18 protein-coding genes are annotated in these 17,034 nt (G+C 57.1%); 5 read left to right on the top strand and 13 right to left on the bottom strand.

Translation table 11 applies throughout. From position 1 onward, the window contains the following. Positions 1–21: 21 nt before the first annotated feature. Positions 22–1,245, bottom strand: coding sequence for an NnrS family protein (locus G6N80_RS05165; protein ID WP_165131787.1), 1,224 nt, complete (start codon positions 1,243–1,245; stop codon positions 22–24). 183 nt (positions 1,246–1,428) lie between these two features. Between G6N80_RS05165 and nirK the strand changes: the two genes are divergently transcribed. The 4 genes from nirK to G6N80_RS05145 all read left to right on the top strand — a co-directional run bounded on the left by nirK (position 1,429) and on the right by G6N80_RS05145 (position 4,863). Then, positions 1,429–2,562, top strand: coding sequence for a copper-containing nitrite reductase (gene nirK, locus G6N80_RS05160; RefSeq protein ID WP_165131784.1), 1,134 nt, complete (start codon positions 1,429–1,431; stop codon positions 2,560–2,562). A gap of 70 nt (positions 2,563–2,632) precedes the next feature. Next, positions 2,633–3,520: an SUMF1/EgtB/PvdO family nonheme iron enzyme gene (locus G6N80_RS05155; RefSeq protein ID WP_165131781.1), complete on the top strand. Its 888-nt coding sequence runs from the start codon at positions 2,633–2,635 to the stop codon at positions 3,518–3,520. A 27-nt stretch (positions 3,521–3,547) separates the two neighbouring features. After that, positions 3,548–4,300: a Crp/Fnr family transcriptional regulator gene (locus tag G6N80_RS05150; protein WP_062557139.1), complete on the top strand. Its 753-nt coding sequence runs from the start codon at positions 3,548–3,550 to the stop codon at positions 4,298–4,300. A gap of 113 nt (positions 4,301–4,413) precedes the next feature. Further along, positions 4,414–4,863, top strand: coding sequence for a pseudoazurin (locus G6N80_RS05145; RefSeq protein WP_062557140.1), 450 nt, complete (start codon positions 4,414–4,416; stop codon positions 4,861–4,863). A gap of 123 nt (positions 4,864–4,986) precedes the next feature. On the opposite strand, the gene G6N80_RS05140 is transcribed toward G6N80_RS05145, so the two are convergent. The 6 genes from G6N80_RS05140 to G6N80_RS05115 form a co-directional block, all read right to left on the bottom strand. After that, on the bottom strand, positions 4,987–6,381 hold the full coding sequence (locus tag G6N80_RS05140; RefSeq protein ID WP_210300881.1) for a coniferyl aldehyde dehydrogenase: 1,395 nt from the start codon (positions 6,379–6,381) through the stop codon (positions 4,987–4,989). Next, on the bottom strand, positions 6,382–7,977 hold the full coding sequence (locus G6N80_RS05135; protein ID WP_165131778.1) for a GMC family oxidoreductase: 1,596 nt from the start codon (positions 7,975–7,977) through the stop codon (positions 6,382–6,384). It lies immediately after the preceding gene. A 47-nt stretch (positions 7,978–8,024) separates the two neighbouring features. Further along, the gene (locus G6N80_RS05130) at positions 8,025–8,669 is read right to left on the bottom strand and encodes a TetR/AcrR family transcriptional regulator (protein WP_156379362.1); all 645 of its coding nucleotides are present in this window, start codon (positions 8,667–8,669) and stop codon (positions 8,025–8,027) included. Between the two features lie 39 nt (positions 8,670–8,708). Further along, positions 8,709–9,767: an LLM class flavin-dependent oxidoreductase gene (locus G6N80_RS05125; RefSeq protein WP_165131775.1), complete on the bottom strand. Its 1,059-nt coding sequence runs from the start codon at positions 9,765–9,767 to the stop codon at positions 8,709–8,711. 201 nt (positions 9,768–9,968) lie between these two features. Next, positions 9,969–10,388 (bottom strand): RbsD/FucU family protein, encoded by a 420-nt coding sequence (locus G6N80_RS05120; RefSeq protein ID WP_062557196.1) that lies wholly within the window; start codon positions 10,386–10,388, stop codon positions 9,969–9,971. Between the two features lie 89 nt (positions 10,389–10,477). Then, a complete protein-coding gene (locus G6N80_RS05115) occupies positions 10,478–10,915 on the bottom strand; it encodes an Lrp/AsnC family transcriptional regulator (protein WP_062557145.1) in 438 nt (145 codons plus the stop codon). 130 nt (positions 10,916–11,045) lie between these two features. On the opposite strand from G6N80_RS05115, the gene G6N80_RS05110 reads away from it, so the two are divergent. Continuing rightward, a complete protein-coding gene (locus G6N80_RS05110) occupies positions 11,046–12,095 on the top strand; it encodes an ornithine cyclodeaminase (protein ID WP_165131772.1) in 1,050 nt (349 codons plus the stop codon). Positions 12,096–12,117: 22 nt separating this feature from the next. Here the strand turns inward: G6N80_RS05110 and G6N80_RS05105 are convergent, their stop codons facing one another. From G6N80_RS05105 to pcaD, 6 genes are all read right to left on the bottom strand, one after another. After that, positions 12,118–13,188 (bottom strand): glycoside hydrolase family 25 protein, encoded by a 1,071-nt coding sequence (locus G6N80_RS05105; protein WP_165131769.1) that lies wholly within the window; start codon positions 13,186–13,188, stop codon positions 12,118–12,120. 151 nt (positions 13,189–13,339) lie between these two features. Next, positions 13,340–14,395 (bottom strand): 3-carboxy-cis,cis-muconate cycloisomerase, encoded by a 1,056-nt coding sequence (locus tag G6N80_RS05100; RefSeq protein ID WP_165131766.1) that lies wholly within the window; start codon positions 14,393–14,395, stop codon positions 13,340–13,342. Positions 14,396–14,401: 6 nt separating this feature from the next. Next, positions 14,402–15,019, bottom strand: a complete 618-nt coding sequence (gene pcaG / locus G6N80_RS05095; RefSeq protein WP_165131763.1) for a protocatechuate 3,4-dioxygenase subunit alpha — start codon at positions 15,017–15,019, stop codon at positions 14,402–14,404. A 1-nt stretch (position 15,020) separates the two neighbouring features. Next, positions 15,021–15,761, bottom strand: coding sequence for a protocatechuate 3,4-dioxygenase subunit beta (gene pcaH, locus G6N80_RS05090; RefSeq protein ID WP_062557150.1), 741 nt, complete (start codon positions 15,759–15,761; stop codon positions 15,021–15,023). Next, on the bottom strand, positions 15,758–16,177 hold the full coding sequence (gene pcaC / locus G6N80_RS05085; protein WP_165131760.1) for a 4-carboxymuconolactone decarboxylase: 420 nt from the start codon (positions 16,175–16,177) through the stop codon (positions 15,758–15,760). Before pcaC ends, pcaH begins: the two co-directional genes overlap by 4 nt. A gap of 12 nt (positions 16,178–16,189) precedes the next feature. After that, complete coding sequence (gene pcaD, locus G6N80_RS05080) at positions 16,190–16,978, bottom strand: 3-oxoadipate enol-lactonase (protein WP_165131757.1); 789 nt, start codon at positions 16,976–16,978, stop codon at positions 16,190–16,192. Between the last annotated feature and the right edge of the window lie 56 nt (positions 16,979–17,034).

Here is a 17,034-nt window from a genome sequence, read left to right as displayed (position 1 = left end):
TTCTATGGATCCTTTTTTAGCTCAGCGGTGAAGCGGCTGCCTGCGTTTGAAGGCCAGCATCGGGCCATATTCAACCAGATACAGTCCAAGAGCCGTGAGCCACAACAGTCCCGCCAGTCCGTAGATCTCAGGCAGGTGAGCGGGAAAAAGCGTTGAAAGCGGTCGCACGAGTGCGCAGAGGAACAACGCGGTGTAGCTGATGCACGTCATGCGCGACGCTTTCAATTCGCGACCTGTGTGGCCACGGGTAGCGCGTGTCATCACCGCCAGCATCATGGACGTGATCGTGCCGACTGTCAGGATATGCAGTGCCGCGGTCGGTTCAAGCAGATCCAGCGCCGCGCCTGCAATCGCAAAAAAGCCGAGCGCCACAAAGGCATAGGCGATGTGGAGCACGACCACGATCGGATCGCTTGCTGTCGTCCAGCCGCGCCACCGGATCAGCCGCACAATATGCAAGTCTGCGGCCAGAACGGCGAAGATTGCTGTTGCAAGTGCATTCGGGAGCGCGACCCAGAGGCCAAGGGCTGGCAGGCTTACCAAGATGGCCGCTTTATCGAAGCCATTGAACGGTGTCGGGAAATCCGTGCGGCCCTGCTTGTTCAGCCAGTTGCGAGTAAAGCTTGGTAAAATCCGCCCGCCGATGATGATGATCAGCATGACATAGGCAGAGACGGCAAGGCGCGCGGAATGATCCGGTCCCTGCCATAGAATGACTTCGAGATGGAAGCAGAGATTGGCGAGGGTTAGCGCGGCTACACCGGCAAGAACCTTCAAATCCGCCCATTTGCGTCCGGCGATGATTTCACGGGCGCAGATGAAGAATAAGGCCGGAAGAAAAAGCGCCTCTAGCGCCGCTGCTGGAAGCGCACCCACCAGCGGGACCAGCAAAAGCGATAGCCGCCCGATGGCCCAGAGACCAAAGAGACCAGCCAAAGGCAGACCCGAGACGGGCAGCCTTCCCGTCCAGTTTGGAATAGCTGTCAGCAGAAAGCCGGCGAGCACTGCTGAACCGAAGCCGAAAAGCATTTCGTGGGCGTGCCAGGCTTTGAGCCCATAATCCCCGGCGACCTCGATCGTGCCTCTTAGTACCAGAAGCCACAGTGCCATGGTGATGAGGGCCCAGATGACTGCTCCCAGGAAAAAAGGTCGAAACCCGTAGGAAAACAGCGTGAGCTGGTTGGGCGAAAGGCCGCGGATTGTTCTGATCGTGCCAGCATCCGCATTCTGTGCTGCATGTGTCATGTGATTGCTCCTGAATATGAGAGCAATGCTAATATTCTGGCGCGTCTGTTCTTTGCGCAATGACAATTACTGAGAAGAAATAGATCGAGCTTGTTGTTTTGGAGCAAAGAGCGACGGTTCGAATTGGGTTTTTATCTGTCTCGAAGAACGGCACTGCTCCGTTCCAGACAGGAGACCAAGTCGATGCCCAGAAATTTTGAACTGACCAGACGTACCATGTTGGGCGGTGCCGCATTCGCCAGCGCAATCGTGCCGCTGGTTGCGGCCACGGCGACGAAGGCCGCAAACCCCGTTGCAACGGTTCCGCGCCAACCGGACCTCTCCAAGCTTGAGCGGGTGAAGCTTGCTCTGGTCAAGCCTCCCTTCGTTCACCCGCATACGCAGAAGGCTGAAGGTGCGCCCAAGATCTACGAAGTCACCCTGACGATCGAGGAAAAGAAGATCATCGTTGATGATGCCGGAACCGAAGTGCATGCCATGACCTTCGATGGCTCGGTGCCTGGCCCCATGATCGTGGTCCATCAGGACGACTATGTCGAACTGACGCTGGTCAATCCCGATACGAACACCCTGCAACACAATATCGATTTCCATTCGGCAACGGGTGCGCTGGGTGGCGGCGCCTTGACGGTCGTAAACCCCGGCGAAAAGGCGATCATGCGCTTCAAGGCAACGAAGGCCGGCGTCTTCGTCTACCACTGCGCACCTCCCGGCATGGTTCCGTGGCATGTCACCTCGGGCATGAACGGTGCAATTATGGTTCTGCCGCGCGAGGGCCTAAAGGATCACAAGGGTCAGGATATTACCTATGACCGCGCCTATTACGTCGGCGAACAGGATTTCTACGTTCCCCGCGATGCAAACGGCGAATACAAGAAATACGAAAGCCACGGCGACGCCTATGCCGATGTGCTCGAGGTGATGCGGACGCTGACGCCAAGCCACATCGTGTTCAACGGTAAGGTGGGAGCTCTGACTGGCGAGAACGCCCTGAAGGCCAAAGTCGGCGAGAAGGTTCTGATCCTCCATTCGCAGGCCAATCGCGATACGCGCCCGCACCTGATCGGTGGGCATGGGGATTATGTCTGGGCAACCGGCAAGTTTGCCAATCCGCCGGAACTCGATCAGGAAACATGGTTCATTCCAGGCGGTGCCGCCGGGGCTGCGCTCTACACGTTCCAGCAGCCGGGCATCTATGCCTATGTGAACCATAATCTTATCGAGGCATTCGAGAAGGGTGCTGCCGCCCATTTCAAGGTCGAAGGTCAATGGAACAATGATCTGATGACCGCAGTGCTTTCGCCCAACACACATTGACCCTTTGTCCGAAATCGAAATTACTCTCCGCATCTGGTGCGGAGAGCCTCAAGGTTAAAACAGGTGCGGCATGACCACCGGAACAAGCTCGATCAGATCCATTGCCCTTCCAGCAATTCTGCTTGTGGCCTTGTCCGGTGGCGTGGCCTCACAGGTCAAAAGCCTGACGTTCGCTGCCAGAGATAGCAGCGTAGAGTCATCACCGACGATCTCGGTTCTGCCGCACGAATTCTCCTACCGGCAGGATGGCGAATTCTATCGCAACGGCTTTGCGGTCAATGCACCCTTGCTGAAAGTGGAAGGCAAAGGCATTCCGCTGACCATCATGAAATATCAGGTCAGCGAAGCGGACTATGAACGCTGTGTAGAAGTAAGGCGCTGCAATCCTGCGGATCGCTCCGTGTCGGCGCGGAGCAATTTCCCCGCCACCGGCATGAGCTTTGATGATGCGACGGCCTATGCCGCCTGGCTGAGTGAGGCCACGGGCGAGCAATGGCGTCTGCCAACGGATCGTGAAATGGCCATGGCGGCAGGAGAGAAATTTCCTGATGATGCGCTGGGCGTGGATACTGATACTACCAATCCCGCCATTCGCTGGCTTGCCGATTATGATCGTGAGACACGTCGCAAACCCATGGATGCACGCCCGCAACCAGCCGGTTCATTTGGTGAAGCGGAAAGCGGGCTCGCAGATTTTGCAGGTAATATCTGGGAGTGGACCTCAACCTGTCACAGGCGCGTGGAGCTTGGCAGCAATGCCGGTGCCACAAAGCAGGATGTGGCCTGCGGCGTCTATGTGACGGTGGGCAGGCATCGTTCTCCCATGAGTTCCTTTGTGCGCGAACCGAAATCCGGCGGCTGCGCGGTTGGAACACCCCCTGCAAACCTCGGCTTTCGCCTTGTGCGGGATGAGCCATGGCTTGCCCGCTTGCGGCGACATCTGCCCGACTGGATTTGATCTCTAACAAATCGCACTCATTCCTGCATGCTAAAGTGCCCCGACTTTGGGCCCTTATGGGCCTCAGCCGGGGGAACGGTCGTGGTAAAAATTGACAAGAGCGTTCTTCGCTCATTCGCTCTTTTCGAGAAAATGCCCGATGTGGAAATCGAAGAACTGCTTTCGCGCGCTATCACACGACGGGTGCCTTCCGGTGAGGCGGTTTTTGAGCAGGGCGCACCTGCCTCGCATTTCTTTCTGCTGCTGAACGGTCGCCTGAAGGTCACACAGGTGACACCGGATGGTCAGCAGATCATCGTGCGCGTTGTGCATCCGGGCGACCTGTTCGGCTTTGCAAAAGCGTTACGAAGGCCTGATTACCCCGGCACCGCCCTCAGCGTCATCGAGAGCCTTACGATTTGTTGGCCGACCGATCTCTGGCCGCATTTCATCGATCGCAGCCCCGTTCTTGCTGCTAGTGCGTTGAACACCATCGGCGCGCGTCTCGAGGAGGCGCATACGCGAATTCGAGAAATGTCGACGCAGGAGGTCGAGCGTCGCGTCGCGCATGCCGTTCTGCGGTTGACCAAACAGGCCGGGAGGGCTGCCGAAGGCGGTATTCGCATCGACTTTCCGATCACACGCCAGGACATTGCCGAAATGACCGGTACCACCCTTCATACTGTCTCGCGCATCCTCAGTGCCTGGGAAGGTGATGGTCTTGTGGAAGGCGGGCGTCAGAAATTGACGGTTCGTGATGTGACCCGCCTTCAGGCTCTTGCCGACAGTGCCAAGCTTTGAGCGCTGTGGCCCAATCCGTCCTGCTCTTTGCCATTGCGCAAAGACGGTTCTGACAGTCCAGCTATTCTCCTGCCATTCAAGGTCGCAACCGACCTTCCTGAAGGAGCAAGACAATGAGCCCACGTATTTTCTCGCTGTACGCTGCAGCTATCACCGCGACAATGGCCTTTGCCGGTCTGGCAAACGCTGCCGAACATCACGTTCAAATGCTGAACAAGGGCACTGACGGAGCCATGGTGTTTGAGCCGGCAGCCATCAAGGTGGCACCCGGCGACACGGTCATTTTCACCCCGACGGACAAAAGCCACAACGCAGAAGCGGTGGCAAATCTTATTCCCGCAGGAGCGCAGGCCTTCAAGGGCAAGATGAATGAAGAAGTCAAGGTGACGCTTGATCTGCCGGGAGCCTATGTTGTGAAATGCGCGCCGCATGTCGGCATGGGCATGGCAGGTGTCATCGTCGTGGGAGATGCTCCGGCAAATCTGGCCGCCGTGAAAGCGAACGATCTTCCGAACAAGGCGAAGGCTCGTGTATTGGCCGGGCTTGCGTCGCTCGGTCTTTAGGGAGCCTACCTTGGTGAAAGGCTGTGCGCCCGCAAGCCTTTCACCGCTGGCCTGCAGCAGCTCCCCAGATGCTGCAGGCTTTTTTGGCTTCCATACCCTGGCATATGTCCGGCCAATTGCGCTTCACCTGATATTGCCGAGTATCCGCAATGTCAGACGAAGGAGGAGCCCCCAGGGTGGACCCAGCTTTTCAAACATGTTGATCTTGCCGATCTTATGGACGGCGCGGGCGTGACTGAACCGACGAAACCCGTCCCTGCCGTGATAGGCGCCCATGCCACTTGGTCCAATTCCGCCGAAAGGCAAGTTTTCCATAGCGTAATGCAGCAAAGTGCCGTTGACGGTTACGCCGCCTGATTTGCAATTGCCGATGATCTTTGACTGCATCTCTTCACTGTCGGTAAACAGATAGAGAGCAAGCGGCCGTGGCTTTGAATTCACGAAAGCAATGACCTCATCCACCGTGTCGTATGGGACAACGGGCAGCACAGGCCCAAAGATTTCTTCCTGCATCAGCAGGCCGTCGCGCGGCGGATCAACGACCAATTTCGGGTAAAGCATCACGCGATCGGGTGTCTCTCCGGCATACTGGACAACCCGTGCTCCCGCGGCTTCTGCCTCTTGCACAGCATTCCTGAGACGTACCATATGCCTTTCGGAAATGATGGATGTGTAGTCCCGGTTGGATGCCGGGTTCGGATAGGCTTGTGCCACGTGGTTCATGACAGCATCGACAAACTGGTCAACGCCCTGACGGGGCACGAGCGCGTAGTCTGGCGCGATGCAAGTTTGGCCCGCATTGATGAACTTGCCGAAGCTGATGGAGCGAGCCGCGGCGTCGATCGAAAAATCCTCGTAAACAATGGCTGGGGATTTTCCTCCGAGTTCGAGTGTGACCGGTGTGAGGTTGTCCGACGCCGCACGCATGATCGATCGACCGACCTCTGTCGATCCGGTGAAGAGCAGATGATCGAACGGCAGTCTTGCAAAGTCCTGAGCGACCGAAACATCCCCCAGGACAACGAAAACCTCATCCGCGGCAAAGTTTTCGGAAATTAGCTTCGCCAACAGGTCCGAAAAGCTGGGCGTCTGTTCCGATGGTTTGACCATGACCCTGTTGCCTGCCGCCAGAGCGTCCGTCAGCGGCGCTATTGCAAGCGCAAGCGGGTAGTTCCAGGGCGCAATGATGCCCACCACACCCAGCGCTTCGTAGCGAACCCATGCCCTTGACGGCTGGAATGCCAGATCGACCTTCCGCCGCTCCTCTTTCATCCAGCGCGCTAGATGCCGTTTTGCATGGCGAATCCCGCGAAGTAACGGCAGTATCTCCAGAAGCTTTGTTTCCGTATCCGATCGCCAGTTGAAATCGGCGGATATCGCTTTGCAAAGCGCTTCCACATTGTCAGAAAGCAGTTTTTCCAGTCGACCAAGCCTGTCGATGCGTTCCGAATAGGTCGCCTCGGGTCCACTCCGCGAGGCGAGGTGCATCGATTGAAAGACCTGCTGAAACTCTGCCACTTAAACTGCCTCGTCAAGAATAAGAGCGGCCGCCTTTTCGCCGATCATGGCGGACGGCGCCTGCGTATTGCCGCTGATCAGGGTCGGCATGATGGAGGCATCTGCCACCCGAAGTCTATCCACGCCCCGAACCTTGAGTGTCGGGTCAACGACAGACCTCTCATTCCCTCCCATACGGCAGGTGCCGACCGGGTGATAGATCGTATCTGCATGTTCGCGGACGAATTGTTTCACCTGAGTCTCATTCGTGAAATCGATCGGATAGAGTGGACGTGATGCGGAACCGGCAAGTGGAGGCGCCTCGACAATGTCATGCACGATCCGAGCGCCCCTCACGAGAAGGTCCAGATCTCTCTCGTCGGAAAAGAACCGGGGATCAATGAGAGGTTTACTACTGGGGCGACCGGACGAAAGGGTCACGCGACCGCGACTCTCGGGTCTCAATACACAGACATGGAGCGCATATCCGGTCGCGACATGCATTTTTCGCGCATGGTCGTCCACGAGACCAATACAGAAATGCAGCTGCAGGTCCGGTCGGTCGACCTCCGGGCGGCTGCGAACAAATCCTCCAGCCTCGGCAACGTTGCTGGTCAGCAACCCTGTCCTCTTCCGGTACTCAAAGGCTGCCTTGGCGATATTGCCCAGCGCCTTTGGCGTGTAACCCACAAGTCCGTCTAATCGGGACAGGATGTTGGCAGCATAATCCACATGGTCCTGCAGATTTTCGCCAACATCCGGTGCATCGTAGACGACGTCAATGCCATGAGAGCGCAGAGCGTCTCCCGGTCCGATGCCGGAGAGCTGAAGAAGGTGTGGCGAGCCAATGGCACCGGCGGATAGAATGACTTCACGCCTCGCCCGTATCACGGTTTCTTTCCCGCCAGACCTGATCTTTACGCCGACGGCTGTCCGTTGCTCGAAGACCACGCTCTCAACCTCGATATTCGTCATCACCTGCAGGTTTTGCGGATAGGGGGCGGTACCGAGGTAGGCCTCTGCAGCATTGAAGCGTTTTCCCTGATGCTGAAAGACCTGATAGAGACCGACGCCTTCCTGATCTGCGCCGTTGAAGTCTTCATTGAGTGGAAATCCGCAGTGCTTTGCCGCTTCCAGGAAGGCGTAAGTCGCGGCTCCGGGCGCTGTGAGATCTGTGATACGCAGCGGACCGTCGCCTCCGTGATGGTCGTCCGAGCCTCTGCTGTTGGTCTCGCCTCTCTTGAAGAATGGAAGCACGTCCGCCCAGCCCCAGCCTCTGCACCCAAGGGCCGCCCAGTGATCGTAATCCTGACGCTGCCCACGAATGTAGATCATGGCGTTGATCAGGCTGGAACCACCGAGGCCACGGCCACGGGGCACATAGCCTTTGCGGTTGTTCATGCCCGGCTGCGGGATCGTTTCGAATGCATAGTTCTCGCGGTTTCTCCAGGGAACACGCGTCGCAAGACCCAAGGGAATCTGAGAAAACAGCGATGGATCTGAGCCACCTGCTTCGATCAGCACGACCTGCGGCGCACGTTTCGATTTTGCCAGGCCCGCGGCCAGCGCACACCCCGCCGGACCCGCTCCAACGATAATGAAATCGGCAATCGTCATGTCTTGTCCCCCACCCCGAACAGACACTAGCAAAATTGACGCAAGCGTCAATTCTGATTGCCGGATCCGAGATTGGCTATGCCGCCGACAAGAACGCGAACCAGGAGAACGCTGGCTGTGAAGATATCTGCCTCCGCCTCGTCACGCGATTGCAGAAGAAGTTCGAGACCATTGGCCACTATCAATGTTGCGATCTGCTTCAGTTCACCCTGTCCGAAGCTGTTGTTGGGAAGCGTGCGCTGCAGATCGAGGATGAGGTCATCGACGATGCCGGTGGTGGCCGAGAGTTTAAACAGGTAGGAGCGGATGTGGTGCTGGTTGCGTGCACAGAAATCGAGCGCATGCTCAATCCCGAGAATGAATTCCAGAAAACCGCGATAGCTGGATTGCAGCATCGCCTCCAGTTCCGTTTCCTTCCCGCGAGCCTCGTTGGATCGCCTGCGGATCTCCGTTGTCAGGTCGGCCAGTAGCTCCTGGAAAACGGCTTCCCGTGTCCCGTAATAGTTATAGAAGGTTCCAATGGAAATGCCGCTGTGAGCAACGATGTCGCGCACAGTGGATCCGTCCAGCCCATGATGCGCGAAGACATACCAAGCCGCCTGCTTGATCGCATCGCGATTGCGTATCCGTTTGGCTTCGAGCTTGGAAGACGTCTTTGGCTTGCTCGCGCTTTCCATCATGATCCCGGTCACGGAAGATAAGTCTGCTGAAAACCACCTGCAGATGGTTGCTTATAGCTTTCCATGCTCGATGCGGGGAAGTACGTATCGCGAAAACAGGTCCGCTTCCGCAGCGTGAGGGTAGCCGGACAGAATGAAGGCTTCGATGCCTGCTTGCTGATAGGCCTTCAATTTGGCCAAAACCTGGTCCGGATCGCCGACGATCGCAGCGCCGCATCCGGACCTTGCCCGACCGATCCCGGTCCAGAGGTTGTCCTCGAAATAGCCATCATTTGCCGACTGCTCACGCAATTCGGCCTGACGGCGAACGCCCACCGATTGGCTGTCCAGTGATTTCGCACGAATTGCAGCGCCGGTCGCATCGTCCAGTTTCGAAAGCAGCCGGTCTGCAGCTTCCCGCGCCTCAGCCTCCGTTTCGCGCACCACGACATGGACGCGATAACCGAAGCGAAGCGTGCGGCCCTGGCCTTTCGCGCGCTCTGTGAGATCGCTGATGACATCCTTGACAGCCTCCATGCGGTCCGGCCACATGAGGTAAACATCAGCGCCGACTGCCGCTGCATGACGCGCATCTTCGGAAAGACCGCCGAAATAGAATTGCGGGCAGCGTCCGGAAAGCGTGGAAATACGCGGTGGCTCGACCTTCAGCTTCCAGAAGGTCCCGTCGTGATCAACGCTCTCTCCGTTCAGGAGTGATCGCAGGATCGTCATCGCTTCGATCGTTCGCTGATAGCGCGGCCCACTGGCCAAGGCTTCTCCCGGGAGATCACTGGAAATGATGTTGATAGCCAGGCGACCGCCTGCCATCCGGTCTATTGTCGCAATCTGGCGCGCAAGCTGGGCGGGCCATGCTTCCCCCATACGAAGCGCCATCAACAGCTTGATCCGCTGGGTCAGGACGGCCATGGCCGATGCAAAGGCCGTGGTATCAATGCCAAGCGCGTAACCGGAAGGGAGCAGAATGTTATCGAAACCTCCGCTTTCGGCCTGAAGGACGATATCCCGACAGTGCTCGAAGCTGGACTGCAGCCTTGGATCAGGAACGCCAAGGAACTGGTAATCGTCATCGCATAACGCGGAAAACCAGGCGATCTCACAGGCCTTCGTCATTCAAGTCGGTCCTTCATTCACGAACATACGTATCTGCTGCTTTTATAAACCGGCGATCTTCAGATGAAGAGAAAGCGATCCGGCTGCTCCGGCAATATTGGTATGAGATTTCAAATCACTGCGGACAAGCGGATTGGAAGCGTCGGAAAAACGCGGCCAGAGGAGACGGATCGGGGTCAGCCTCACCACGCAACCGTTGCCTCAACTGCGCACAACGCCTTTTTTCAGAACGATGTTGCCGTACAGGCGTGTTTCTCCGGTCTGAATGATGGCAAAGCACTGTTTTGCCCGTGCGTAAAACGCGTGGCGCTCCAGAGTGCCGCACTGTCCACGGTCACCGACGATAGCCCGCAGTTCCTGCACGGCAGGCGGAACTTCATCCGGATTGCCAACGACCTCCATGGTGACGGCCGGAACCTCGACGAAATCATCGAGTGGCATGACGGAAAGAACCGCTTCCGTCGCCCTTGTGACGCTGATCCCGTCCAGCCGCACGAGCCGCTGGGCATTCGTCGTTCCCGGAAAATTCGCGTCGACGATGGCAATTTCATCGCCATGGCCCATCGCCCTGAGAATATGTAGCAGATCCGGCGAGAGCAGTGGGTCGATATTGATCAGCATGTCATCCTCCTCGACGCGGTCGATGGACTGACGCATGACCACGGGGACCAAGCGTTACCGATAGCGACCGGTCTCCGTCAAGTATATGATTAGACGCTGCTCAACAGCAGGCTTGTTTCGCTGTTCGAAACCCCTTCGATCATCCTGACTTCACGAAGGACGCGATCGAATTCCCCCAGATTGGCGGCACGAATCTGCGCTACGAGATCCCAGTTGCCGTTGGTGGTGTGCAGACTGTTGATTTCCGCAATGCCACGCAGCTTCCGGATAACCTGCCCGGTCGCCTTGCCTGTGACTTCGATCATCATGATGGCCTGAACGCTCTGGGAATCGAACTCCTCTCTGACGCGCACTGTGAAGCCCAGAAGTATGCCCGACTCTTGAAGCCGATCGAGGCGGTTCTGAACAGTGCCTCGCGCCACATCCAGCAACTCGGCCAGTTTCGATAGGGATGCGCGTCCGTCGATCCGCAATTGTGCAATCAATTGGCGATCGAGATCGTCTGGAATGTAATGCGGCCTGTTCATCAAAATGTCCGTTCAGCTAAGTTGGTAGATCAAATTGCTCAGTTCGCTATCGGTTTCAACACAAACTTGATCTTTTCTATAAGTTTGGCAACGGGCACACTTAGAACCAGGTTCAACCAACGAGGTGAATATGTTGCTCGCTCCATCGAAAAAGGCGCTCGTACCGTTCGTCAGTGTCGCCAATATGATGCGACTGGTTCATCATGTCGGGGTCGAGATTTTCCTGAAGGAGTTGACGGACGCAATAGAAGCCGACTTTGCACGTTGGCCGGAATTCGACAAGACGCCGAGACTTGGCTCGCACTCTCATGATGGTGTCATAGAGTTGATGCCGACATCTGACGGTCAGATCTACAGCTTCAAATATGTGAACGGTCATCCGAAGAACATGGCGCAGGGTTTGCAGACCGTCACGGCTTTTGGACTTTTGGCCGATGTCGCCACGGGTTACCCCGTCCTGCAAACAGAGATGACTGTACTGACGGCTCTGCGCACAGCCGCAACCTCTGCCATGGCAGCCAGACATCTGGCGCCGAAATCCAGCCGGACAATGGCGATCATAGGTAACGGCGCTCAATGCGAATTTCAGGCACTTGCCATGCGTGCCGTACTGGGCATCGAGAGCGTTCGGCTTTTCGATATTGACCCTAAGGCGACTGAAAAAGCTCTCCGCAATCTTGCGGGCAGTGGCTTGGAAACGGTTGCATGCACTTCGGCTCAGGCAGCCATTGAAGGTGCTGATATCATCACGACCTGTACTGCCGACAAAGCCTTTGCAACCATCCTGACCGACAACATGGTCGGATCTGGCGTTCACATCAACGCGATTGGTGGAGATTGCCCCGGCAAGACCGAACTCCACCCTGATATCCTGAAGCGGGCGGATACGTTCGTCGAATATCCTCCGCAGACCTGGATTGAAGGCGAGATCCAGCAGATGCCGAAAGACTATCCCATCACCGAACTGTGGCGTGTGGTGACAGGTGAGACAGAGGGACGCCGTGATCCACGCCAGATCACGCTTTTCGACAGTGTTGGCTTCGCTATCGAAGATTTTTCAGCGCTTCGGTATGTTCGCGAGAAAATCCGTGACACCCAGTTCTTCGAGGAACTGGACATGATTGCCGATCCTGACGATCCACGCGATCTGTTCGGCATGCTCAGCCGGGCGGCGGGTTGACGCCGCGCGACTGAGACTCTGGTCAGCCCCGTCCCGAAGACCAGCGATGCCAATCGGCTTCGCTGCCGTAGAAGACGTTGAGGTCGATTTTGCCGTCTACGCCCTGGGAAAGGCCGGAACCTGAATATTGCCAGAACAGCCAGCGGCGCTCCGGATAGACCTGCGAGGGGTGTTGCGCAACCGCCCGCAGCCAGAAGGGATGGTGCGGGAAGGCTCCGCGTAGATTGTCGGCATAGAAATCCGGTGCCGTGTAGATGATCGGCCGCTTGCCGTAGTGCTTTTCGAGGATGTCCATGAAGACCTGCATCTTCTCGCGGATCTTCTCTGGCGACAGTCTGCGCTTGCAGTCGGAAAGGTGATTGTATTCGACATCGATCACCGGCGGCAGCGCGTCGGGGTCCTTTGGCACGTTCCGAATGAACCAGGCTGCCTGTTCGCTTGCTACCCGGCACCAGTAGAAGAAGTGATAGGCACCGCGCTTGATGCCAGCTTCCTTGGTCTTGCGCCAGTTCGTTCTGAACATCGGATCGAGATGATCGCCGCCGTCTGTCGCCTTGATGAAGGCAAAGTTCGCACCCTGCGTACGCAGGGTTGGCCAATCGATATCGGCCTGCCAGCGCGAAACATCGACTCCGTGAACGGGATGATGGCGCGGCGTGATCTTCCCGAAATTGATCGGTTTCGCATCGCGGAAGCGCTGATTGTAGATCCTCGGACCCTTGGCAGAGGCGGATGGCGAAGGGTCCTGCGGCATCATCATCGCGACTGGACGCGCTGATGGCATGGGCATGCCGACCTGGCTTTGCTGAACATCCAGCGCTTGTGCATGAGGCGCGGCAGATCCCGCCCAGGCGAGTTCGTGGGGTGCAGGTTCCGGTGCTGATTGTGGCATTGGCTGCGAAGGCACGGCTGCCGCTCGGGCCGAGATCTGCGCCGCACTATTGCCAATCGAAGCCGGGGGCGTGACTGGGGTCAGCGCACTTGTCGTTTCCTTGGAAGGAGCGAGGTCAAGCGCATCCTCGGGTCCACTGGAACGGCAGCCCCCAAGAAGGATGCAGCCGATGAAAATGGCAGGCAAGACCGGAAAACGCATTACACCAACACTCTGCTTGCTTCAGCACACCGGAATGTCCGGATGCGCCCGTTCAACGGGGATTAGCTAACAGAGACTTACCAGAGAATGGTAAATGCTAACTTTACCACTCCGGTTCGGAATAGTTTTATCCAGAGCGCCGGTTCAACTTTCAATCACGGCCCAGCGAGGTGATTGAACACGCGAGCTTGTTTGCCTGCAGAAGGGAAGCGCCGGTTGCAAGCAGCATCTGCGGCAGAATGAGCCATTCAAGGCTCCAGGCAGCACCGGAACGTTCTTGCTCATGCACGAGCGAATGATGCATTCCAGAGACCTGCACGGCGTTGAAACGAGCCAGCGTGACCAGTATTTCTGCCGTTACCGGGTTCTGCTTGTGCGCCATGGCGGAGGATGCACCTCCGCCGAACATGGTGATCTCGCCGCCGATCTCGGCCATCAAGGCAATGTCTTGCCCGAACTTGCCGAGGCTGCCTGTGATAAGCGACAGCAGGTTGGAAAGGTCAACTATAAGGTCGCGTTGACTTTGCCATTGCGGCCAATCGACAAGACCAAGCTCTGCGGCCAAGGCGGCTCGAAGCGCCTGCCCCTGAGCACCGAACTTGTCGAGAGACCCGGCAGCTCCTCCGAACTGGACCGGAAATCCTGCCTTCAGCATTTCAATGGAGCGTTGCAGGCTGCGTTCGAGCGGCGCCTGCCACGCCGAGACACGATCGCCGACGGTGATCGGGATCGCCGCCTGCATGCGGGTATATCCCATGAGTGAGCGCGATCCATGCGCCTCGTTCAGCTTCGCGAGGTGTTCGATCACGGATTGCAGCCGACGGATGAGGATCGGAAAGATCGACTTCAGCCTCAGCATGAGGCTTGTGTCGATGACATCCTGGCTTGTTGCTCCGTAGTGCAGGTGCCCGGCCACTTCGGAAGGCAGGGCGGCGCGGAGCTGTTTGACGAGATTTGCGACGACAACACCATCTGCCGCAACACCCGCCTTCAACTGACCCATGTCAGGCCAGAAGTTCTTGCACGTCGCAACAATCGAATGAGCGGCGGTTTGCGGAACCATGTCAGCTTCAGCCTGCACGTGCGCAAGCGCGGCTTCGAATGTCAGCATCGCGCGAATGTCCGCCTCCGCCCCCAGATGTTCAGAGATTTCATCGTCTCCAAACAGACCGGAGAGAAAAGGATGGGCGAAGGCGGTCGCGTTCATAGGGCCTCAGATATCAAAGAATACGGTCTCGTTCTCACCTTGCAGGTGAATGTCGAAGGTCACCGTATCGCCCTCGCGCTTGCCGATGAGCGTTGGCACGCGCACACGATGCTCGATCCGGTTCAGGATGGGATCCTGCGCGTTGGCCGCTTCTTCGTCAGAAAAGTACATACGCGTGTGCAGACCGATATTGATGCCGCGTGCAACGATCCACAACGTAACATGAGGCGCCATCAACGAACCATCATTGAAAGGCACTCGGCCCGGCTTGATGGTCTCGAATACGAATTCGCCTGTGGTCATGTCGGCGGGGCATCGTCCCCAACCGGCGAAATTGGGATCGGCGGTACCGCGTGTTTCCGATGGACTGTTGTAGAAACCGTCGCTGTCTGCCTGCCAGATTTCGATCAGCGCATCCCGCAATGGCGTACCTGAGCCATCTATGACACGGCCGCGGATCGTGATCCGCTCGCCACGGGTCTTTTCGTTGTAAAGTGGACCCGATCCGAGATCCGTTTCATAGACACCGTGAATGCCTGTGAAGTTTGGCGTGCAGCCGATGTGCACATACGGACCGGCTGTCTGGGAAGGAGATTCCTTCAAATAATTCAGCGGCTGTACCATATCAGTTGCCCTCCTTGCGGTTCTCGAAGAAGGTCGAGCGGCGACCGCGCAGAACGATATCGAATTTGTAGGCGCGCATGTCCATCGGGATCGTATTGTTCATATCGAGCGGTGCAACGAGACGCTTGATTGCTTCCTCATCCGGAATGGTTTTAACGATCGGACAAATCCAGATCAGCGGATCACCCTCAAAATACATCTGTGTGATCAGCCGCTGGGCAAAGCCGTGACCGAACACCGAGAAATGAATGTGCGCTGGGCGCCAGTCATTCACGCCGTTTGGCCAAGGATAGGGACCTGGCTTGATGGTCTTGAACCAGTAATAGCCGTTTTCATCCGTCACGCACCGGCCGAAGCCGCCGAAGTTCGGATCGAGCGGCGCAAGATAGGTTTCTTTCTTGTGCCGATAACGACCACCCGCATTGGCCTGCCAGAATTCGACGAGAGCGCCTGCAACGCCGAGACCGCGTTCATCCAATACACGACCATGCACGAGAATACGCTGGCCAATCGCCATTTCGCCGGGCTTGGCGTAGTTGACGATCAGATCGTTGTCGAACTCGTTTATCATGTTGTGGCCGAAAACCGGGCCGGTAATTTCGCTCTTCGTACCTTCAAGGGATATCAGGGCGCGCTGGGGCGAGCGCAGCACCGAAGTCTTATAACCGGGTGTCAATGCAGGCGGGTGCATGGCTCTGTCTCGAGCGAAGAACCCTCCCGTTTCGGGCAATGTATTTTTCATTTCGTAACCTCCTCGGCGCCGGCTGACGCCTCCATCTCGGCATAGACCGATTTTGCTATCTTGATGGCATGATTTGCTGCCGGAACTCCGGCATAGATTGCGACATGGAGGAGTGCCTCGCGGATATCCTCTTTTGTCGCGCCTGTATTCGCCGTGGCACGAATATGCATGGCTACCTCATCGTCCTGACCGAGGGCAGCGAGAAGTGCGATCGTCACAATGGACCGTTCGCGTTTCGAAAAGTGAGTGCCTGACCAGACCGTTCCCCAGGCTGCCTCTGTAATCAGGCGCTGAAAGGGCTGATCAAAGGGTGTCTCATTGGCATTGGCGCGGTCAACATGCGCATCACCCAGAACGGAACGGCGCGTGACCATTCCTTGGCGATAACGGTCCGAGACATCTGTACGGTCGGTCATGATCGGCTCCAGTCAAAGGGCGGATAGAAAACGGCGGAGAATGCCGGTGAAGAGTTCCGGCGTCTCGACACAGGGTATGTGCGCCGCTCCTTCGATGATCTCGAAACCGCAACACGGAATGAGGTCGGCAAGCGAACGCACCAGTTCCGGAGGGGTGGAACCGTCTTCCGCGCCGGCAACGCAGTGCGCCGGGACCGCGATACGCTTTGCGACATCGGTGAAGTCTGCATCCCGAATGGCTGCACAAGCGCCGGCATATCCTTCGACAGGCTGACGAAGGAGCATATTGCAGTAGCCTCGATAATCCGCGTTTCCATTCGTACGGTACGGACCTGTAAACCAGCGTGACATGATGGGTTCGAGTATGCTCCCAATCCCGCCGCTCTCCACCGCACCAATGCGCGCTGCCCAGAATTCCGGCGTACCGATTTTATGCGCCGTGTCTGCGAAGAAGAGACCTCGAATGAGATCCGGGCGCTTGTCGTAGGTGCTGAGCGCAATCAACCCACCGATGGAAAGTCCGCAGAGCGTTACATTGCGCAGGCCGTAGTGCTCAATCAGAGCGATCAAATCGTCCGCGAAATTTTCGATCTGATAGGGCGGCGAAGCAAGATCCGACAGGCCATGTCCGCGCTTATCGAATGTCAAAAGCGTGAATTCATCCGAAAGCGCTTCAACAACCTGGCTCCAGATGCGTCGATCCGTTCCGAGCGAGTTAATGAAGGCAATCGCGGGCTTGCCACTGTCAGCCCCGACGATGTCATGGCTGATTACAACATCGCCAATGCGCAAGAATTTCATGATGAGTTCCTCCGTGCTCTTTATTGCATCGCTCAAATGGTTAGGTAAAATAAGAT

The sequence above is a fragment of the Rhizobium rhizoryzae genome, assembly GCF_011046895.1.
Classification (GTDB): Bacteria; Pseudomonadota; Alphaproteobacteria; order Rhizobiales; family Rhizobiaceae; genus Neorhizobium; species Neorhizobium rhizoryzae.
Note: the sequence above shows the minus strand (reverse complement) of the source record. Positions and strands in the feature narration are given on the sequence as shown.

What these genes read in the sequence shown, in the direction of transcription:
- pcaG (WP_165131763.1), bottom strand. Translation starts at nt 15,019, where the DNA reads ATGGTACAGCCGCTGAATTATTTGAAGGAATCTCCTTCCCAGACAGCC.
- pcaC (WP_165131760.1), bottom strand. Translation starts at nt 16,177, where the DNA reads ATGACCGACCGTACAGATGTCTCGGACCGTTATCGCCAAGGAATGGTC.
- nirK (WP_165131784.1), top strand. Translation starts at nt 1,429, where the DNA reads ATGCCCAGAAATTTTGAACTGACCAGACGTACCATGTTGGGCGGTGCC.
- pcaD (WP_165131757.1), bottom strand. Translation starts at nt 16,978, where the DNA reads ATGAAATTCTTGCGCATTGGCGATGTTGTAATCAGCCATGACATCGTC.
- G6N80_RS05115 (WP_062557145.1), bottom strand. Translation starts at nt 10,915, where the DNA reads ATGAACAGGCCGCATTACATTCCAGACGATCTCGATCGCCAATTGATT.
- G6N80_RS05120 (WP_062557196.1), bottom strand. Translation starts at nt 10,388, where the DNA reads ATGCTGATCAATATCGACCCACTGCTCTCGCCGGATCTGCTACATATT.
- G6N80_RS05150 (WP_062557139.1), top strand. Translation starts at nt 3,548, where the DNA reads ATGCTAAAGTGCCCCGACTTTGGGCCCTTATGGGCCTCAGCCGGGGGA.
- G6N80_RS05105 (WP_165131769.1), bottom strand. Translation starts at nt 13,188, where the DNA reads ATGCGTTTTCCGGTCTTGCCTGCCATTTTCATCGGCTGCATCCTTCTT.
- G6N80_RS05100 (WP_165131766.1), bottom strand. Translation starts at nt 14,395, where the DNA reads ATGAACGCGACCGCCTTCGCCCATCCTTTTCTCTCCGGTCTGTTTGGA.
- G6N80_RS05135 (WP_165131778.1), bottom strand. Translation starts at nt 7,977, where the DNA reads ATGACGATTGCCGATTTCATTATCGTTGGAGCGGGTCCGGCGGGGTGT.
- G6N80_RS05145 (WP_062557140.1), top strand. Translation starts at nt 4,414, where the DNA reads ATGAGCCCACGTATTTTCTCGCTGTACGCTGCAGCTATCACCGCGACA.
- G6N80_RS05125 (WP_165131775.1), bottom strand. Translation starts at nt 9,767, where the DNA reads ATGACGAAGGCCTGTGAGATCGCCTGGTTTTCCGCGTTATGCGATGAC.
- G6N80_RS05165 (WP_165131787.1), bottom strand. Translation starts at nt 1,245, where the DNA reads ATGACACATGCAGCACAGAATGCGGATGCTGGCACGATCAGAACAATC.
- G6N80_RS05155 (WP_165131781.1), top strand. Translation starts at nt 2,633, where the DNA reads ATGACCACCGGAACAAGCTCGATCAGATCCATTGCCCTTCCAGCAATT.
- G6N80_RS05110 (WP_165131772.1), top strand. Translation starts at nt 11,046, where the DNA reads ATGTTGCTCGCTCCATCGAAAAAGGCGCTCGTACCGTTCGTCAGTGTC.
- pcaH (WP_062557150.1), bottom strand. Translation starts at nt 15,761, where the DNA reads ATGAAAAATACATTGCCCGAAACGGGAGGGTTCTTCGCTCGAGACAGA.